16 protein-coding genes are annotated in these 16,120 nt (G+C 69.6%); 7 read left to right on the plus strand and 9 right to left on the minus strand.

From position 1 onward, the window contains the following. Positions 1-132: 132 nt before the first annotated feature. Both trpS and ACIP63_RS10220 read left to right on the plus strand, forming a co-directional pair. Entirely contained in the window at positions 133-1,146 is a 1,014-nt protein-coding gene (gene trpS / locus ACIP63_RS10215; RefSeq protein ID WP_401513250.1) for a tryptophan--tRNA ligase, read from the plus strand. A 90-nt stretch (positions 1,147-1,236) separates the two neighbouring features. Continuing rightward, entirely contained in the window at positions 1,237-1,827 is a 591-nt protein-coding gene (locus ACIP63_RS10220; RefSeq protein WP_401513252.1) for a 2'-5' RNA ligase family protein, read from the plus strand. A 21-nt stretch (positions 1,828-1,848) separates the two neighbouring features. Here the strand turns inward: ACIP63_RS10220 and ACIP63_RS10225 are convergent, their stop codons facing one another. Beyond that, a complete protein-coding gene (locus tag ACIP63_RS10225; protein WP_401513255.1) occupies positions 1,849-2,607 on the minus strand; it encodes a decaprenylphospho-beta-D-erythro-pentofuranosid-2-ulose 2-reductase in 759 nt (252 codons plus the stop codon). Between the two features lie 160 nt (positions 2,608-2,767). Between ACIP63_RS10225 and ACIP63_RS10230 the strand changes: the two genes are divergently transcribed. Then, positions 2,768-3,700: a YihY/virulence factor BrkB family protein gene (locus ACIP63_RS10230; RefSeq protein ID WP_401513257.1), complete on the plus strand. Its 933-nt coding sequence runs from the start codon at positions 2,768-2,770 to the stop codon at positions 3,698-3,700. On the opposite strand, the gene ACIP63_RS10235 is transcribed toward ACIP63_RS10230, so the two are convergent. Continuing rightward, entirely contained in the window at positions 3,648-4,895 is a 1,248-nt protein-coding gene (locus ACIP63_RS10235) for a D-alanyl-D-alanine carboxypeptidase family protein (RefSeq protein ID WP_401513260.1), read from the minus strand. The two genes, ACIP63_RS10230 and ACIP63_RS10235, sit on opposite strands and share 53 nt — an antisense overlap. Positions 4,896-5,016: 121 nt before the next feature. Between ACIP63_RS10235 and ACIP63_RS10240 the strand changes: the two genes are divergently transcribed. From ACIP63_RS10240 to ACIP63_RS10250, 3 genes are all read left to right on the plus strand, one after another. Further along, positions 5,017-5,262 (plus strand): SCO4848 family membrane protein, encoded by a 246-nt coding sequence (locus ACIP63_RS10240; protein WP_104788442.1) that lies wholly within the window; start codon positions 5,017-5,019, stop codon positions 5,260-5,262. 54 nt (positions 5,263-5,316) lie between these two features. Continuing rightward, positions 5,317-6,624, plus strand: coding sequence for a metallophosphoesterase (locus ACIP63_RS10245; RefSeq protein WP_401513263.1), 1,308 nt, complete (start codon positions 5,317-5,319; stop codon positions 6,622-6,624). 134 nt (positions 6,625-6,758) lie between these two features. Then, positions 6,759-8,312: an ABC transporter substrate-binding protein gene (locus tag ACIP63_RS10250; protein WP_401513266.1), complete on the plus strand. Its 1,554-nt coding sequence runs from the start codon at positions 6,759-6,761 to the stop codon at positions 8,310-8,312. Here the strand turns inward: ACIP63_RS10250 and ACIP63_RS10255 are convergent. The 7 genes from ACIP63_RS10255 to ACIP63_RS10285 all read right to left on the minus strand — a co-directional run bounded on the left by ACIP63_RS10255 (position 8,299) and on the right by ACIP63_RS10285 (position 13,960). Further along, complete coding sequence (locus tag ACIP63_RS10255; protein WP_401513268.1) at positions 8,299-9,006, minus strand: TetR family transcriptional regulator; 708 nt, start codon at positions 9,004-9,006, stop codon at positions 8,299-8,301. The genes ACIP63_RS10250 and ACIP63_RS10255 overlap by 14 nt on opposite strands. 34 nt (positions 9,007-9,040) lie before the next feature. Next, positions 9,041-9,631: a hypothetical protein gene (locus ACIP63_RS10260; RefSeq protein ID WP_356712792.1), complete on the minus strand. Its 591-nt coding sequence runs from the start codon at positions 9,629-9,631 to the stop codon at positions 9,041-9,043. Positions 9,632-9,806: 175 nt separating this feature from the next. After that, entirely contained in the window at positions 9,807-10,583 is a 777-nt protein-coding gene (locus ACIP63_RS10265; protein ID WP_401513273.1) for a succinate dehydrogenase iron-sulfur subunit, read from the minus strand. Then, positions 10,583-12,337 (minus strand): succinate dehydrogenase flavoprotein subunit, encoded by a 1,755-nt coding sequence (sdhA, locus tag ACIP63_RS10270; RefSeq protein ID WP_401513276.1) that lies wholly within the window; start codon positions 12,335-12,337, stop codon positions 10,583-10,585. The genes ACIP63_RS10265 and sdhA overlap by 1 nt, the downstream gene beginning before the upstream one ends. A 30-nt stretch (positions 12,338-12,367) precedes the next feature. Further along, on the minus strand, positions 12,368-12,847 hold the full coding sequence (locus ACIP63_RS10275; RefSeq protein ID WP_014154476.1) for a succinate dehydrogenase hydrophobic membrane anchor subunit: 480 nt from the start codon (positions 12,845-12,847) through the stop codon (positions 12,368-12,370). Between the two features lie 5 nt (positions 12,848-12,852). Beyond that, positions 12,853-13,233: a succinate dehydrogenase, cytochrome b556 subunit gene (gene sdhC / locus ACIP63_RS10280; protein ID WP_104788456.1), complete on the minus strand. Its 381-nt coding sequence runs from the start codon at positions 13,231-13,233 to the stop codon at positions 12,853-12,855. A 166-nt stretch (positions 13,234-13,399) separates the two neighbouring features. Continuing rightward, a complete protein-coding gene (locus ACIP63_RS10285) occupies positions 13,400-13,960 on the minus strand; it encodes a 2-oxo-4-hydroxy-4-carboxy-5-ureidoimidazoline decarboxylase (RefSeq protein WP_401515049.1) in 561 nt (186 codons plus the stop codon). 372 nt (positions 13,961-14,332) lie between these two features. On the opposite strand from ACIP63_RS10285, the gene ACIP63_RS10290 reads away from it, so the two are divergent. Further along, positions 14,333-15,922 (plus strand): glycoside hydrolase family 20 protein, encoded by a 1,590-nt coding sequence (locus ACIP63_RS10290; RefSeq protein ID WP_401513279.1) that lies wholly within the window; start codon positions 14,333-14,335, stop codon positions 15,920-15,922. Positions 15,923-16,120: the final 198 nt, after the last annotated feature.

Below are 16,120 nucleotides of genomic sequence, written 5' to 3' on the forward strand. Positions count from 1 at the left end.
CCCGGCCCGCGCACGGGCGATCACCGGGGCCCCGCCGCCGCGGTGGCCCGTCGGCCGAGCCCCTTCCCGCGTCCTCACATCTTTCCTACACCGGTTGCCGGAGATCGGTTCCACACCTGAGACAATGGCTCCATGGCCTCTGATCGACCCCGCGTGCTCTCCGGAATCCAGCCCACCGCAGGCTCGTTCCACCTCGGCAACTATCTCGGTGCGGTCCGCCAGTGGGTGGCGCTGCAGGAGTCCCACGACGCCTTCTACATGGTGGTGGACCTGCACGCGATCACCGTGCCGCAGGACCCGAAGGAGCTCCGGGCCAACACCCGGCTCGCCGTCGCCCAGCTGCTGGCGGCCGGCGTCGACCCGGATCGCTGCACGCTCTTCGTCCAGAGCCATGTCCCCGAACACGCCCAGCTCGGCTGGATCATGAACTGCCTCACCGGCTTCGGCGAGGCGTCCCGCATGACGCAGTTCAAGGACAAGTCCGCCAAGCAGGGTGCCGACCGGGCGACCGTGGGCCTCTTCACCTACCCGGTCCTCCAGGTCGCCGACATCCTGCTCTACCAGGCGAACCAGGTCCCGGTCGGCGAGGACCAGCGCCAGCACATCGAGCTCACCCGGGACCTCGCCGAGCGCTTCAACGGCCGCTTCGGCGAGACGTTCACGATCCCGGCGCCGTACATCCTCAAGGAGACGGCGAAGATCTTCGACCTCCAGGACCCGTCGATCAAGATGAGCAAGTCGGCGTCCACGCCGAAGGGCCTGATCAACCTCCTCGACGACCCGAAGGTCACCGCCAAGAAGGTCAGGAGCGCGGTGACCGACACGGACACCGTGATCCGCTTCGACGCGGAGAAGAAGCCCGGGATCAGCAACCTCCTGAGCATCTACTCCACCCTCACCGGCACCGCCGTCACGGACCTTGAACAGAAGTACGAGGGCAAGGGGTACGGCGCGCTCAAGACCGACCTCGCCGAGGTCATGGTGGAGTTCGTCACCCCGTTCCGGACCCGGACCCAGGAGTACCTCGACGACCCGGAGACCCTGGACTCCCTGCTGGCCAAGGGGGCCGAGAAGGCCAGGACCGTCGCCGCCGAGACGCTGGCGCAGACCTATGACCGGATGGGTCTTCTGCCTGCGAAGCACTGAGTCCAAGGGCCCTGGCGGGACCACGGCCGAAGGGGCCACACTGGCGTCGGCACGACCGAAGAACGACCTTCGAGGATTGAGGAGAACGATGTGGGGACCGTAACGCTTGGCGTTTCGATCGCGGTCCCGGAGCCTTACGGCAGCCTGCTCCAGGAGCGGCGCGCGAGCTTCGGGGACCCTGCCGCGTACGGCATCCCCACCCACGTCACCCTTCTTCCGCCGACCGAGGCCGAGGCGGCCGACCTGCCGGCGATCGAGACCCACCTCTCCCAGATCGCCACGGCCGGCCGCCCCTTCCCGATGCGCCTGTCGGGCACGGGCACCTTCCGCCCGCTCTCGCCGGTCGTCTTCGTCCAGGTCGTCGAGGGCGCCTCGGCCTGCTCCTGGCTCCAGAAGCGGGTCCGGGAGGCGTCCGGGCCCCTGGTGCGCGAGCTGCAGTTCCCGTACCACCCGCATGTGACCGTGGCGCACGGCATCGCGGAGGAGGCCATGGACCGGGCGTACGAGGAGCTCTCCTCATACGAGGCGTCCTGGACCTGTGGTTCCTTCGCGCTCTACGAGCAGGGCGCGGACGGCGTCTGGCGCAAGATCAACGAGTTCCCCTTCGGCGGCGGCGGCGCCGCACCCGCCGTACCGGCCCAGGGCGGCAGCTCCATGGACCAGCCGTCCCTGCGCCCCTGAGCCCGGCCTGACCGCGGCGCCCTACCGCACCGGCAGCCGCCGGAACAGCGGACGCGGCACGTGCCGCAGGGCCGACATCACCACGCGCAGCGCCCCGGGGACCCAGACCGTCTCCGAGCGCCGCCGCAGCCCCGACACGATCGCGTCCGCCACCGCGCCCGGGGTCGTGGCGAGTGGTGCCTCCTCACGCCCGGCGGTCATGCGCGACCGCACGAAGCCGGGGCGTACGACCATCACGTGCACCCCCGTCCCGTGGAGCGCGTCGCCGAGCCCCTGGGCGAAGGCGTCCAGGCCCGCCTTGCTGGAGCCGTAGATGAAGTCGGCGCGCCGGGCGCGCTCGCCCGCCACCGAGGAGAGCACCACCAGCGACCCATGGCCCTGCGCCTGGAGTGCGCCGGCGCACACCAGACCCGCGGAGACCGCTCCCGTGTAGTTGGTCTGCGCCACCCGGACCGCGGCCAGGGGCTCCTCCTCGTCGCGCGCCTGGTCGCCGAGGACCCCGAAGGCCAGCAGCACCATGTCGATGGCCCCCTCGGTGAAGAGCTTCCCGAGCACCTCCTCGTGGGAGGCGGAGTCGAGCGCGTCGAAGGCGACGGTCCGGACGTCGGCGCCCAGCTCACGCAGCTCGGCCGCGGCGCGTTCCAGGGCGGGGGAGGGCCGCCCGGCCAGCTGGACGGTCCGGGTGCGGCGGGCGATCAGCCGCCGCGCGGTGGCCAGCCCGATCTCCGAGGTGCCGCCGAGGACGAGCAGGGAACGCGGGGCACCGAAGGCGTCCTTCACTGGATAACTCCTAGCGGGGTGACGACGGACATGGTCGTGACCGTATCGCCCGGGAAAACCCGTTTGAGGGATTTGTTACAGCACTCACCGAAATGGGTGATTGGTGATACGGGCGGTCCCGGACGACGGTTTTCCGTGCCCGGGAGGGTACGCGTAGTGCATGGACTGGCTGAAGAATCTCCCCGTCGTCGGGCCGTTCGTCGCACGGCTGACGGAGACGCACGCGTGGCGCTCCTACGAGACGCTGGACCGGGTCCACTGGACCAGGCTCGCCGCGGCGATCACCTTCCTCAGCTTCCTGGCGCTCTTCCCGCTGATCGCCGTCGGTGCCGCCGTCGGTGCCGCGCTGCTCTCGCCCCAGCAGCTCGACACGATCGAGGACAAGCTCGCCGAGCAGGTGCCCGGCATCTCGGACCAGCTCGGCATCGACAGCCTCGTGGCCCACGCGGGCACGGTCGGGGTCGTCGCCGGTGTGCTGCTGCTCTTCACCGGCGTCGGCTGGATCGGCTCGATGCGGGACTGCCTGCGCGCCGTGTGGGAGAAGGACGACGTGGACGAGGGGAACCCGGTCGTCCGCAAGCTCAAGGACGCCGGTCTGCTGCTCGGTCTCGGTGGAGCGGTGCTCGTGACCCTCGCGGTCTCCACCGTCGCGTCCACGGCCATCGGCTGGACGGCCGACCGCCTGGGCATCCCCGAGGACGGTGTGGGAGGGGTGCTGCTCCAGGCGGCCGCCGTGGTCGTGGCCGTCCTCGCCGACTTCCTGATCCTGCTCTACCTGCTGACGCTGCTTCCCGGGGTGGAGCCGCCGCGCCGGCGGCTGATCGTGGCGGGGCTGGTCGGCGCGGTCGGCTTCGAACTCCTCAAGCTGCTGCTCGGCAGCTACATGAGGGATGTCGCCTCGAAGAGCATGTACGGCGCCTTCGGCGTGCCGATCGCCCTCCTCCTGTGGATCAACTTCAGCGCGAAGCTGCTGCTGGTCTGTGCCGCCTGGACGGCGACGCCGAGCAAGGACGGCACGGTGGAGGCGGAGGGCGCGGAGGTCAGCGACGGGGGAGGCGACGCACCAGGTCGGGCAGCGGCCAGCGCCGGTTGACCAGGAACACCGCGGCCGCCAGGGCCACCAGCGCCCCGCCGGCGACCGACAGCGCGGTCCAGGCCCCGTTGGAGCCCGTGGCGGCGGCGTGGGCCGTCGTGGACGGCTGCTTCTCCTTCGCGGCACCCTTGCCCGTGCCCGCTGGCTCCGAGCCCTTCGAGACCACGGCGGACTTCGGCGGTACCAGCTCGCCGACCGGTGTCACCTTGCCGCCGGCGGAGAAGCCCCAGTCGAGCAGCCCCGCGGCCTCCTTGTAGACGGCGTGGCTCTCCTCCGACGACGGGTTCATCACCGTCACCAGCAGCACCTTCCCGTCGCGCTCGGCGATCCCCGTGAAGGTGTTGCCCGCGTGGGTGGTGTAGCCGTTCTTGACGCCCGCGATGCCCTTGTACGGCTCCACCCCGATGTCACCGGTGATCAGCCGGTTGGTGTTCTGGATCTCGAAGCTCTCCCGCTTCTTGCCCTTCTTCCGCTCGCCGGGGAACTCCGCCGTCGCCGTCGCGGCGTACTCGCGGAAGTCCGCCTTCTGCATGCCGCTCCGGGCGAACAGCGTCAGGTCGTACGCGCTGGAGACCTGGTGCGGGGCGTCGTAACCGTCGGGGGAGACGACCGTCGTGTCCAGCGCCTGGAGCTCCTCGGCGTGCCGCTGCATCGCGGCGACCGTCGCGGGCACGCCGCCGTACATCTCGGAGAGCACGTGCACCGCGTCGTTGCCGGAGCGCAGGAAGACGCCGAGCCACAGGTCGTGGACCGTGTAGGAGTGGTCCTCCTTGACGCCCACCAGGCTGCTCCCCTCACCGATGCCGGCGAGTTCGTCCTCGGTCACCAGATGGGTGAGGGACTTCGGCTGCAGGGCGGGCAGGACCGTGTCGGCGAAGAGCATCTTCAGGGTGGAGGCGGGCGGCAGCCGCCAGTGCGCGTTGTGCGACGCGAGCACCTGCCCGTTCTCCGCGTCCGCGACGATCCACGACCGCGCGGTGAGGTCCTTCGGCAGGACCGGGGCGCCCGGGCCCAGATCGACCTGGGTTCCCACCTCGCCCAGCCGCTTGCCGCCCACGGTCGACATCGGACCGGTCGGCTTCGGCTGTTTGTCGTCGGTCTTGTCCTTGTCGGCTGCCCCGGCGGGACTGACGACACATACGGACAGCAACACGGCAGAGAGGACCGTCATTACGGTCTTTTTCAGAGCAGGCACGGTCGGAAACGTACATGGCGTTGCTGAGGATGGGGACCCGGATGGCCTGACCCGCCGTGCATACCGCCGGGACAGCCCACCCCGGGCGATCGGACGGGAGCGCGGCGGCGATACTGATTCCATGAAGCTCAGCCGCCCCGTCTCCTGGTTCCTGCTCGTCTTCGGAGCGTGGAGCTGGGTCATCTGGGTCACCTTTGTCAAAAATCTCTGGAAGGACGGCAGCGGGCTCGCGTTCGACGACGCGGGCGATCCGACCGCGTACTTCTGGGTCCATCTCCTGCTCGCCATCACCTCGTTTCTTCTGGGGACGGCTGTGGGGGTCATCGGGTTCCGTGGCGTCAGGGCTTTGCGTCGCGAAGGCGGATGACGGCCCGGGCGTGGGCCGCCGTCCGTACAGGATCGTTTCAGCGGGGGAGCGTACGTGGTTGTGGTCTTCGTACTGGCGGCGGTCGCGGTTCTCGCGCTGCTCGTGGCGGTACACCGGTATGTGTGGCGCCGGCTGATCGGTGACACGACGGCGAAGGGCGGCCTCGCGCGCCGCGCGGGCACCGTCGCGGCCTTCGTGCTGCCGCTGCTGAGCGTCGGGGCCCTGGTCTCCAGCCGCGCCGGGGTCCCCTTCCCGGTGCAGCAGGTGCTCGCCTGGCCGGGGTACCTCTGGCTGGCCGCCCTGCTCTATCTGACGCTGGCCCTGCTGGTGGGCGAGGCCGTCCGGCCCCTGCTGCGCCGGCTGCTGGCCCGCCGGGCCGCGACGGCCGCCGGCCGGCCCGTGGACCAGGCCGCCGCTCCGGCCTCCGAGCGCCTTCACCCGGCCCCCGCCACCGCCTCCGGGCCCGGCTCGGGCGGCGGCAGCACCCGTACGGACCTCGCGCCGCCCGCCGAGACCCCCGCACCGTCCGTCGCCGACCCCTCGCGCAGGCTTTTCGTCGCCCGTGCCGTCGGCGGAGCGGCCGCCGTCGCCGGGCTCGGCACCGTCGGCCACGGCACCTACGGGGTGCTGCGCGGCCCCCGCACCAAGCGGATCACCGTCCCCCTCGCCGGGCTCCCCCGCTCCGCCCACGGCTTCCGCATCGCCGTGGTCAGCGACATCCACCTCGGCCCCATCCTGGGCCGCTCCCACACCCGGCGGATCGTCGACGCGATCAACGCCACCGGATCCGACCTGGTCGCCGTCGTCGGAGACCTCGTCGACGGATCCGTCGCCGATCTCGGGCACGCGGCCGAGCCGCTCGCCGGGCTCGAAGCCCGCCACGGCAGCTACTTCGTCACCGGCAACCACGAATACTTCTCCGGCGCCGCCGAATGGGTCGACCACGTACGCGAGCTGGGTCTGCACCCGCTGGAGAACGCCCGCGTCGAGATCGCCGGCTTCGACCTCGCCGGAGTCAACGACGTGGCGGGCGAGAGCGAGGGCCAGGGCCCCGACTTCGCCCGCGCGCTCGGTGACCGCGACCGCAGCCGCGCCTCCGTCCTCCTCGCGCACCAGCCCGTCGTCATCGACGAGGCCGTCGAGTACGGCGTCGGACTCCAGCTCTCCGGCCACACGCACGGGGGCCAGCTCTGGCCGGGGAACCTCCTGGCGGAGCTCGCCAACCCCACCGTCGCGGGATACGAACGCTACGGCGACACGCAGTTGTACGTCTCGCGAGGTGCGGGCGCCTGGGGCCCGCCCGTGCGGGTCGGCGCCCCCTCCGACATCACCGTGGTGGAACTCGCTTCCCCGCAGGCCTGAGCCCGAAACCTGTGAGTGACCCTTCCGGCCTTCCATATGTGAATATCGTGTGATTGGGTAAGGGTGATCATGCGGCGATGATGTGCCTCTCTGTGCACGCGAGCCGGGGTGGGGTTGGCAAGGGAGCACGGCACATGCGGTTCATCCGTCTACGGATTCTCGCGATTCTGGCGGTATTGGTCATCGCAGGCGTCGGCGCCTGGCAGCTGCTTCCCTCGGACGAGGTGAACGAGTCCCCGATCACGGTCGGAACGTCCGACGAGGTCACCTCGCTCGACCCGGCCGGTGCGTACGACGCCGGCTCCTGGGCGATCTACAGCAACCTCTACCAGTCCCTGATGACCTTCAGGTCCGGGGCGGTCGTGCCGGAACCGGACGCCGCCGAGAGCTGCGACTTCGTCGGGCAGAAGCTCCAGACGTACCAGTGCAAGCTGCGGGACGACCTGACCTTCTCCAACGGCCGCAAGATCACGGCCGAGGACGTCAAGTACTCCTTCGACCGCATGCTGAAGATCAAGGCGGACGCCGGTCCCTCCGTGCTGTTCCCCAGCCTCGACACCATCGTGACCGAGGGCCGCACGATCACCTTCAACCTCTCGGCCAGGGACGCGACGTTCCCGCAGAAGCTGGCCACGGGCGCCGGGTCCATCGTCGACCCCACCAAGTACCCGAAGGACAAGCTCCGCACCGGCGGCCAGGTCGACGGTTCGGGCCCGTACACCCTGAAGTCGTTCGAGTCCGGCGTCCAGGCCGAGCTGGTGCCCAACCCGGCGTACAAGGGCGCGCTGAAGAAGACGGGCGTCGCGGTCGACATCCGCTACTTCGAGGGGTCCGAGGCGCTCCAGGCGGCCTGGACGGCCGGGGACGTCGACGTCACGCACCGCCAGCTCCCCTCCGAGCAGCTCGCCGAGCTCGACCCGGCCGCCGACGACCAGCGCGTCACCGAGGCGGACAGCGCGGAGATCCGCAACCTCGTCTTCAACGTCCGGGACGGCGCGCCGCTCGCGGACAAGAAGGTCCGCCAGGCCGTCGCCTGGCTCATCGACCGCGGGCCGCTGGTCACCAAGGCCTACCGGAGCACCGTCGAACCGCTGTACTCGCTGATCCCGCAGGGCTACATCGGCCACAGCACCCCCTTCTTCGACTCCTACCCGGAGTCGGACCCGGAGCGGGCCAGGGAGCTGATGGAGGAGGCAGGTGTGGATCTTCCGCTGCACATCACCTTCGCCCACCGCGACGACGACGCCAACAAGGCGGAGTCCGCCGAGCTGGTCCGCCAGCTGGAGAAGGACGGGCTCTTCGAGGTCAAGGAGAAGGCCGTCGAGTGGCAGGCATTCCAGAAGGGCTACGCGGCCGGTGAGTACGACGCGTACACCCTGGGATGGCTCCCCGACTACCCGGACCCCGACACCTTCAGCCAGCCCCTGGTCGGCAGCGAGAACTCCCTCCACAACGGCTACAGCAGCGAGAAGATGGACGCCCTGATCGCGGCCACGCAGCAGTACAGCGACCGCGGCCGGACCTCGGACGACTTCAAGGAGATGCAGAAGCTGGTCGGCGAGGACGTGCCGCTGGTCCCGCTGTGGCAGAAGAAGGACTACGTCGTCAGCAAGCAGTCCGTGTCCGGGTCCCAGTACCTCTCCGACGGCACCGGGATCTGGCGGCTGTGGGAACTCAGCTGGATCTGAGGTCCTCGGCGCCACGCGCCCCGGGCATGAACTCCACCAGCACGTCGTGGACCTGCCGCACGAGCGGCCGCAGCACCCGGAAGCGGGAGAGCGCGATCGCCCGGGCGGCGATCGGCGCGGTGCGCTCGACGAGCCGGCGGCTGCGGGCGGTGCCCTCGGACCGGTCGTAGACCCAGAACAGCACCAGGCCCATCTGCATCAGCCACATCAACTGCGGCAGTATCACGCCCAGTTCCTGGTCGTACCTGGTGCTGGATCCGGCCAGGCACCGCTCGTGCACGGAGATCACCGCCTCCCGGGCGCCCACGGACTCCTCCGAGAAGGGCGAGAGCGGGCTCTCCGGGTCGGCGGCGTTCTTGAAGAACTGGGCGGCGAAGCGGTGGTACGGCTCGGCCACGTCCAGCCAGCGGAGCAGTACGCCCCGGATGCGCAGGGCGAGATCCGTCTCGTCGGCCAGGACCGTCCGGACCGCCGCCTCGTGCTCGGCGGCGATCCGGTCGTAGAAGCCCTGGACCAGGTGTTCCTTGGAGGAGAAGTAGTAGTAGGCGTTCCCGACGGAGACGCCGGCCTCCTGGGCGATGGCCCGCATCGTCGTCCGGTCGTACCCCCGCTCCTCGAAGAGCCGGAGCGCGGTCTCCAGGATCAGGGTGCGGGTCTGCTCGCTCTTCGGCGCCTTCTTCTCTTGCTTCACCACGGTCCCAAGGCTAACCGGGTGCGGGGGACAGCCCTCAGGCGCTCATCGAACGCGCGGTGTTCACCTGCGACATGACCCACTGGAAGGTCTCGGGGCCCGTCGCCGGGATCATCGTCTGGTGGTGCCGGCCGCCGCTGGTGACCGTGATCTGCACGAAGCCGGTCGTGCGCTTCTCCTTCATCAGGAGGAACAGCAGACCGATGAGGCAGAACAGCGCGAAGACGATCGCGAGCACGATGCCCACGGTCGGGATCTTCTCCTCCGTGCGCGACATGTCGGTCGCCGTCCACACCGCGCCCTTGAGCGGCAGGGTGCCCGACGGGGTCACGATGCCGTCGTTCATCACCGTGATGTCACCGAGCGAGAGCACCGGGACTCCGTTGCCGCCCTGCTGCACCGGAAGGTTGAAGCCGGGCTCCGTCGGCTGTCCGGGGCCCGGATAGCCGTAACCGGGGCCGGGCTGGGCCGCGGAGTCGGGCAGCGGCTGCGGATAGCCGTACGCCGGAGCGGCGCCCGGCGCCGGATAGCCGTAACCCTGGCCGTCCGGCATCGTGGGCGGGTTGCCCGGCGGCTGGGGCGGGCCCCACTTGTATGAGTCGTCCGCGTACGGATTCGGATCGCTCACAACGTTCCCCGTTCTCCATCAAGCCATCTGCTCCCGTGCTGTGCTGCGTCGGGAGAGGGTGAGCCGGTCGACGGCTCCGCACGACCGTACCGTCCCGGCCCGCCCGACGCACCAAGAGGCCCCGCTTCCCGCACAGTCCGTGCGGGAAGCGGGGCCTCCTGGTGCAACGCGTGGGTCAGAAGCGGCGGGTGATCAGCGCGCGCTTCACTTCCTGGATCGCCTTGGTGACCTCGATGCCACGCGGGCAGGCGTCCGTGCAGTTGAACGTCGTGCGGCAACGCCACACACCGTCACGGTCGTTGAGGATCTCCAGGCGCTGCTCCCCGGCCTCGTCGCGCGAGTCGAAGATGAAGCGGTGCGCGTTGACGATCGCCGCCGGGCCGAAGTACTGGCCGTCGTTCCAGAACACCGGGCACGAGGACGTGCACGCGGCGCACAAGATGCACTTGGTGGTGTCGTCGAAGCGCGCGCGGTCCTCGGGGGACTGCAGGCGCTCGCGGGTCGGCTCGTTCCCCTTGGTGACGAGGAAGGGCATGACATCGCGGTAGGCCTGGAAGAACGGGTCCATGTCGACCACGAGGTCCTTGAGGACCGTGAGGCCCTTTATGGCCTCGACCGTGATCGGCTTCTCCGGGTTGATGTCCTTGATCAGCGTCTTGCAGGCGAGCCTGTTCTTGCCGTTGATCCGCATCGCGTCGGAGCCGCAGATGCCGTGCGCGCAGGAGCGCCGGAACGTCAGCGTGCCGTCCTGCTCCCACTTGATCTTGTGAAGGGCGTCGAGCACACGCTCCTTCGGGTCGATCGAGATCTGGAAGTCCTGCCACTGGGCCTCGTCCGAGACCTCGGGGTTGAAGCGGCGGATCCGGAACGTGGCCGTGATGTACGGGGTGTCGGCGAAGCCGGCCTCGGGCTCGGGAGCCTTGTCCGACTTCTCCAGGGTGGGGGTAGCCATCAGTACTTACGCTCCATCGGCTGGTAGCGGGTCGTGACGACCGGCTTGTAGTCGAGCCGGATCGACTCGGTGCCGTCGTCCGCGACCTCGCGGTACGCCATGGTGTGGCGCATGAAGTTGACGTCGTCGCGGTTCGGGAAGTCCTCGCGGTAGTGACCGCCGCGGGACTCCTTGCGGGCCAGCGCGGAGGTCGCCATGACCTCGGCCAGGTCGAGCAGGTTGCCCAGCTCGATGGCCTCCAGCAGGTCCGTGTTGAACCGCTTGCCCTTGTCCTGGATGGACACGTTGAGGTAGCGCGCCCGCAGCTCGGCGATCTTGTCGACCGCCGTCTTGATGGTCTGCTCGGTGCGGAACACCATCACGTTGGCGTCCATGCACTCCTGCAGCTCCGTGCGGAGCGCGTGGACCCGCTCGGTGCCCGTCGAGTTGCGCAGGCGCTCGACCTGGTCCTGGACCAGCTGGGCCGGGTTCTCGGGAAGCTCGACGAAGTCGTTCTTCGCGGAGTACTCGGCGGCGGCGATGCCCGAGCGGCGTCCGAAGACGTTGATGTCGAGCAGCGAGTTGGTGCCGAGGCGGTTGGCGCCGTGCACGGAGACACAGGCGACCTCGCCGGCGGCGTACAGGCCCGGGACGACGGTGGTGTTGTCGGCCAGCACCTCGCCCTCGACGTTGGTCGGGATGCCGCCCATGGCGTAGTGCGCGGTCGGCTGGATCGGGATCGGGTCCGTGTAGGGCTCGATACCGAGGTACGTACGCGCGAACTCGGTGATGTCCGGGAGCTTCGCGTCCAGCTGCTCCGGGGGGAGGTGCGTGAGGTCGAGGTAGACGTGGTCGCCCTCGGGACCGCAGCCGCGGCCCTCACGGATCTCCGTGTAGATGGAGCGGGACACGACGTCACGGGACGCGAGGTCCTTCATGACCGGCGCGTACTTCTCCATGAAGCGCTCGCCGTCCTTGTTGCGGAGGATGCCGCCCTCACCACGGGCGCCCTCCGTCAGCAGGATGCCCATGCGCCAGATGCCGGTCGGGTGGAACTGGAAGAACTCCATGTCCTCCAGCGGCAGACCCCGGCGGTAGCAGGCGGCCTGGCCGTCACCGGTCAGGGTGTGCGCATTCGACGTCACCTTGAAGAACTTGCCGGTGCCGCCCGAGGCGTAGATGACCGACTTCGCCTGGAAGACGTGGATCTCGCCGGTGGCCAGCTCGTAGGCGACGACGCCGGCGGACTTCTTGACGCCGTCCACCTCGACGACCAGCTGGTCCAGGACGTAGAACTCGTTGAAGAACTCCACGCCCTCCTTGACGCAGTTCTGGTACAGCGTCTGGAGGATCATGTGGCCGGTGCGGTCGCCCGAGTAGCAGGCGCGACGGACCGGGGCCTCACCGTGGTTGCGGGAGTGACCGCCGAAGCGGCGCTGGTCGATCTTGCCCTCGGGCGTACGGCCGAACGGCAGGCCCATCTTCTCGAGGTCGAGGACCGCGTCGATGGCCTCCTTCGCCAGGATCTCGGCGGCGTCCTGGTCGACCAGGTAGTCGCCGCCCTTGATCGTGTCGAAGGTGTGCCACTCCCAGTTGTCCTCCTCCACGTTCGCCAGCGCGGCGGCCATGCCGCCCTGCGCGGCGCCCGTGTGGGAGCGGGTGGGGTAGAGCTTCGTCAGCACGGCGGTGCGGCTGCGCTTGGTCGACTCGATGGCCGCGCGCATGCCGGCGCCGCCGGCGCCGACGATGACGGTGTCGTACTTGTGGATCTGCATGGTTTCCCTCTGGTCCCTCTGTCCCGGCGCCTAGCGGATGTTCGGGTCGAAGGTGAAGATCACCAGCGTGCCCAGCAGGACGGTGAACACCGTGGCGGTGTACAGGAGCATCTTCAGCCAGAAGCGGGTGTTGTCCCGTTCGGCGTAGTCGTTGATGACCGTACGGAGGCCGTTGGCGCCGTGCAGCATGGCGAGCCACAGCATCGCCAGGTCCCAGACCTGCCAGAACGGCGAGGCCCAGCGGCCCGCGACGAAGGCGAAGCCGATCTTGGACACGCCGCCGTCGAGCACCAGCTGGATCAGCAGGTGGCCGATGACGAGGACGACCAGCACGATGCCCGACAGGCGCATGAAGAGCCAGGCGTACATCTCGAAGTTCGTGCGCGACCCCTTGGGGGTCTTGCCCGTCCGCTTGCGCGGGGGCTCGATCACCGGGGCCGGGTTGTCGACGTCGTACAGGCTTACGCCCTCGACGTCACCGATCGCGGAAGAAGGAGTCTCGGTGGACATCGGCCTCAGCTCCCGAAGACTTCACGTACGGCGTGACCGAGGACGGGGTACAGGGCCCCGACCATCAGCACGATCCAGATGCCCAGGACGGTCCAGAGCATCTGCTTCTGATAGCGCGCGCCCTTGGACCAGAAGTCCACGGCGACGATGCGGAGACCGTTCAGCGCGTGGAACAGGATCGCGGCCACCAGGCCGTACTCGAGCAGCGCGACGAGCGGGGTCTTGTAGGTGGCCACGACGTCGTCGTACGCCTCGGGGGAGACACGCACGAGAGCGGTGTCCAGGACGTGTACGAACAGGAAGAAGAAAATGAGGACACCGGTGACTCGATGAGCCACCCAGGACCACATGCCTTCCCGGCCGCGGTACAGCGTTCCAGCCGGCACGGAAGAACCCTCCGGGAGCGGGGATTGGGGCCGGCCGGCTTGACTGTCGGTCTGACCCGGCCGGGTACGGTCCACCGGCCCCGGCCATCGTAGCGACGCTTTGTCGGTTCCATTGCGGCGGGGGCTCCGGTGTGATCAAAGCGGCAGTCAAACAGGCACGGACGGGCTACCGCGGGTCATATGCCACCGGGAGGAACGGGTCGGGCGCCAGGCCCGCCTCCGTCACCAGCTCGATGATGCGGCCCCGGGCGAGTCGCCGCATCTCCTCCGCGGTCAGGGAGCGCTCCTCGTCCGGTTCGTGCGCCAGCCGGGTGCGGATGGCGGCCAGCACCTGGTCGACGTGCTGGGAGGGGCGCAGGCCGTCGAGGCAGATCACGAAGGCGTGGCCGAACCGGCTCTCGTACGCCGCGTGCGCGGCGCGCAGCGCCAGGTGGGCGGCCCGGGGCGCGTCGTGGTGCAGGCAGGGGGCGCTCTCCGCGGCCAGCGCCTCGGCCAGATCGGCGGGCCCGAGGTCGTATCCCGCCTCGTCCGAGGCGGCGAGCAGCGTCTCCAGGTCCGGATAGGGGCGGTGGGCGGCCAGCCGCTGCGACCAGCGGCGGCTCCCGCAGCACTCCAGCAGGGCGGCCTCGGCCAGGCCCTGGGGCCAGGCGTTGAAGCGGCCGAGGCCACTCGAGTGGGCACCGGGGCGCCGACTCACCGACACTGGTTCCGGAACGGGGGCCTCCACCGGGGCCTCGCGAAGGGCCGGGGCAGTGCCCCGGTTCTGGACGGGAACGGCCGTCGGCCCGGCCTGCTGCGGTGGTTTCGGCAGGCCGGCGTGGGACTCGCTGGACCTGGACAGCGGGACTCCTCGAATGAATGACATCTGTGACCCTGGAGAGGGGCCGGAGAGCGAAGAGGTTGCGCGGAGGGTGGGAGTGAGGACTGGAGCTATGTGCCGTCACGCTATCGAGGACGGGCGACGCGCAGTCGAATGATGCGCGAAATTCACCCGCACGGGAGAATTTCGGAACGCTTGATGGACGAATCAGCGGGGGAAATGCCCGACTTTCTCATCTTCTTTGAACTGTTTCTCCCCCGATCCGGAGGTTTCTGACCGATGTCGCCCTCACGCGCACCCCTGGTCGCCGGCGCCGCCGTCGCGGTGGCAGCCGCCGTCACCCTCACCGTCGTCGTCTGGCCCGAGGACTCCGGCCCCGGAGCGGGGAACGGCGCGTCGGCCTCGTCCCGTACGTCGGCGTCCCCGTCACCCACCCGGAGCTATCCGCTCTCCACGACGCCGCGGACGATACCCGCGGTCAGGGAGCACACCGCCGCGCGCGGGCCGGGCTGGAAGCCGGCCAAGGACAGCACGGTCGTCGCTGCCGACCCCCAGCTCGCCGACGAGGCGAAACTGCTCGCCCAGGAGCTGAGGATCGGCTACCGGGGCGAGAAGTCCGCCCGCTCCGGAGACGTCGAGCTGGCGCTCGGTGGCAAGGGAGGCCAGGAGTCCTACACCCTGAGGACCGAGGACAACAGGGTCACGATCAGCGGTCCGGGCCAGGCGGGCGTCTTCTACGGGACCCGCACCCTCAAGCAGTCGCTGAGCGCCGACGACACCGTGCCCGAGGGCGTGGTGCGGGACACGCCCGACCGGCCGCAGCGCGGACTCAACCTCGACATCGCGCGCAAGCACTACGACGCGGACTGGATCGAGGACCGGCTGCGCGAGATGGCCGACCTCAAGCTCAACCAGCTCGGTCTCCACTTCTCCGACGACCAGGCCTTCCGGATCGAGTCCGACACGCACCCCGAGGTCGTCTCCGAGGAGCACCTCAGCAAGGCGGAGGTCCGCCGGATCGTGAAGCTGGCGCAGAGCCTCCACATCACGATCGTCGCCGAGATCGACTCGCCCGGACACCTGGGCGCGGTCCTGGAGGCCCACCCCGACCTGCGGCTGCGGAACACGCAGGGAGTCGTGCGGGAGGGCGCCATCGACATCTCGAAGCCCGAGTCGGCACAGATCGTCGACGACCTGATCAAGGAGTACGCGGAGCTCTTCCCCGGCGACTGGTTCCACGTCGGCGCGGACGAGTACCAGGCGCTCACCGTGAGCGATCCGGCCGCCTCCTACCCGCAGCTGGCCGCCGCCGCACGGGAGAAGTACGGCGACGGCGCCACCGTCCAGGACCTGGCGGAGGGCTGGCTGAACGACCGCGCCGCGGTCGTCACCAAGGCGAAGAAGATCCCCAAGGCGTGGAACGACGGCTTCTTCAGCGGCGGGACGGTCGCCGGCGACAAGGGCATCGAGGTCGAGTACTGGACGGGCAAGGAGATCGGTGCCCGGCCGCCCCAGGCCTACCTCGCCGAGGGCCGCAAGGTGATCAACCTCAACGACGAGTACCTCTACTACGTGCTCGGCGAGCCCAACGACTTCACGTACCCGACGGGTGAGCGGATCTACGAGCAGTGGACGCCGTTCGTCCTGCGCGGGACGGAGCCGGTGGCCGAGCGCTATTCGAAGCAGATCCTGGGCGGCCGGTTCGCGGTCTGGGGCGACTTCCCGAACGCGCAGACGCAGGCACAGGTGGCGGAGGGGATCCGGATGCCGCTCAACGCGGTCTCCCAGAAGCTGTGGGACCCGCGGGAGCCGAAGCTGACCTGGGCACAGTTCGAGCAGCTCGCCGACGAGGTCGACGCGTCCGACTGAGCGGGAACTTCGTGGACAGCGACGCCACGGGAGGCTAGGTTCCGCATGCCGCGCGCCCTGGGGAGGGGTGCGCGGCTCGTGCGTCACCGACGAAGCCTGGGGGGCTCCGCTTCATGCACTGCACCACGTGCGGACTGAGACCGATCGCGTCGACCGGGGGGCGCTGCACCCGCTGTGCGGCCATGTATCCCTCACCGC

Origin of the sequence: Streptomyces sp. NPDC088746 (assembly GCF_044751065.1) — a bacterium.
Taxonomy (GTDB): domain Bacteria; phylum Actinomycetota; class Actinomycetes; order Streptomycetales; family Streptomycetaceae; genus Streptomyces.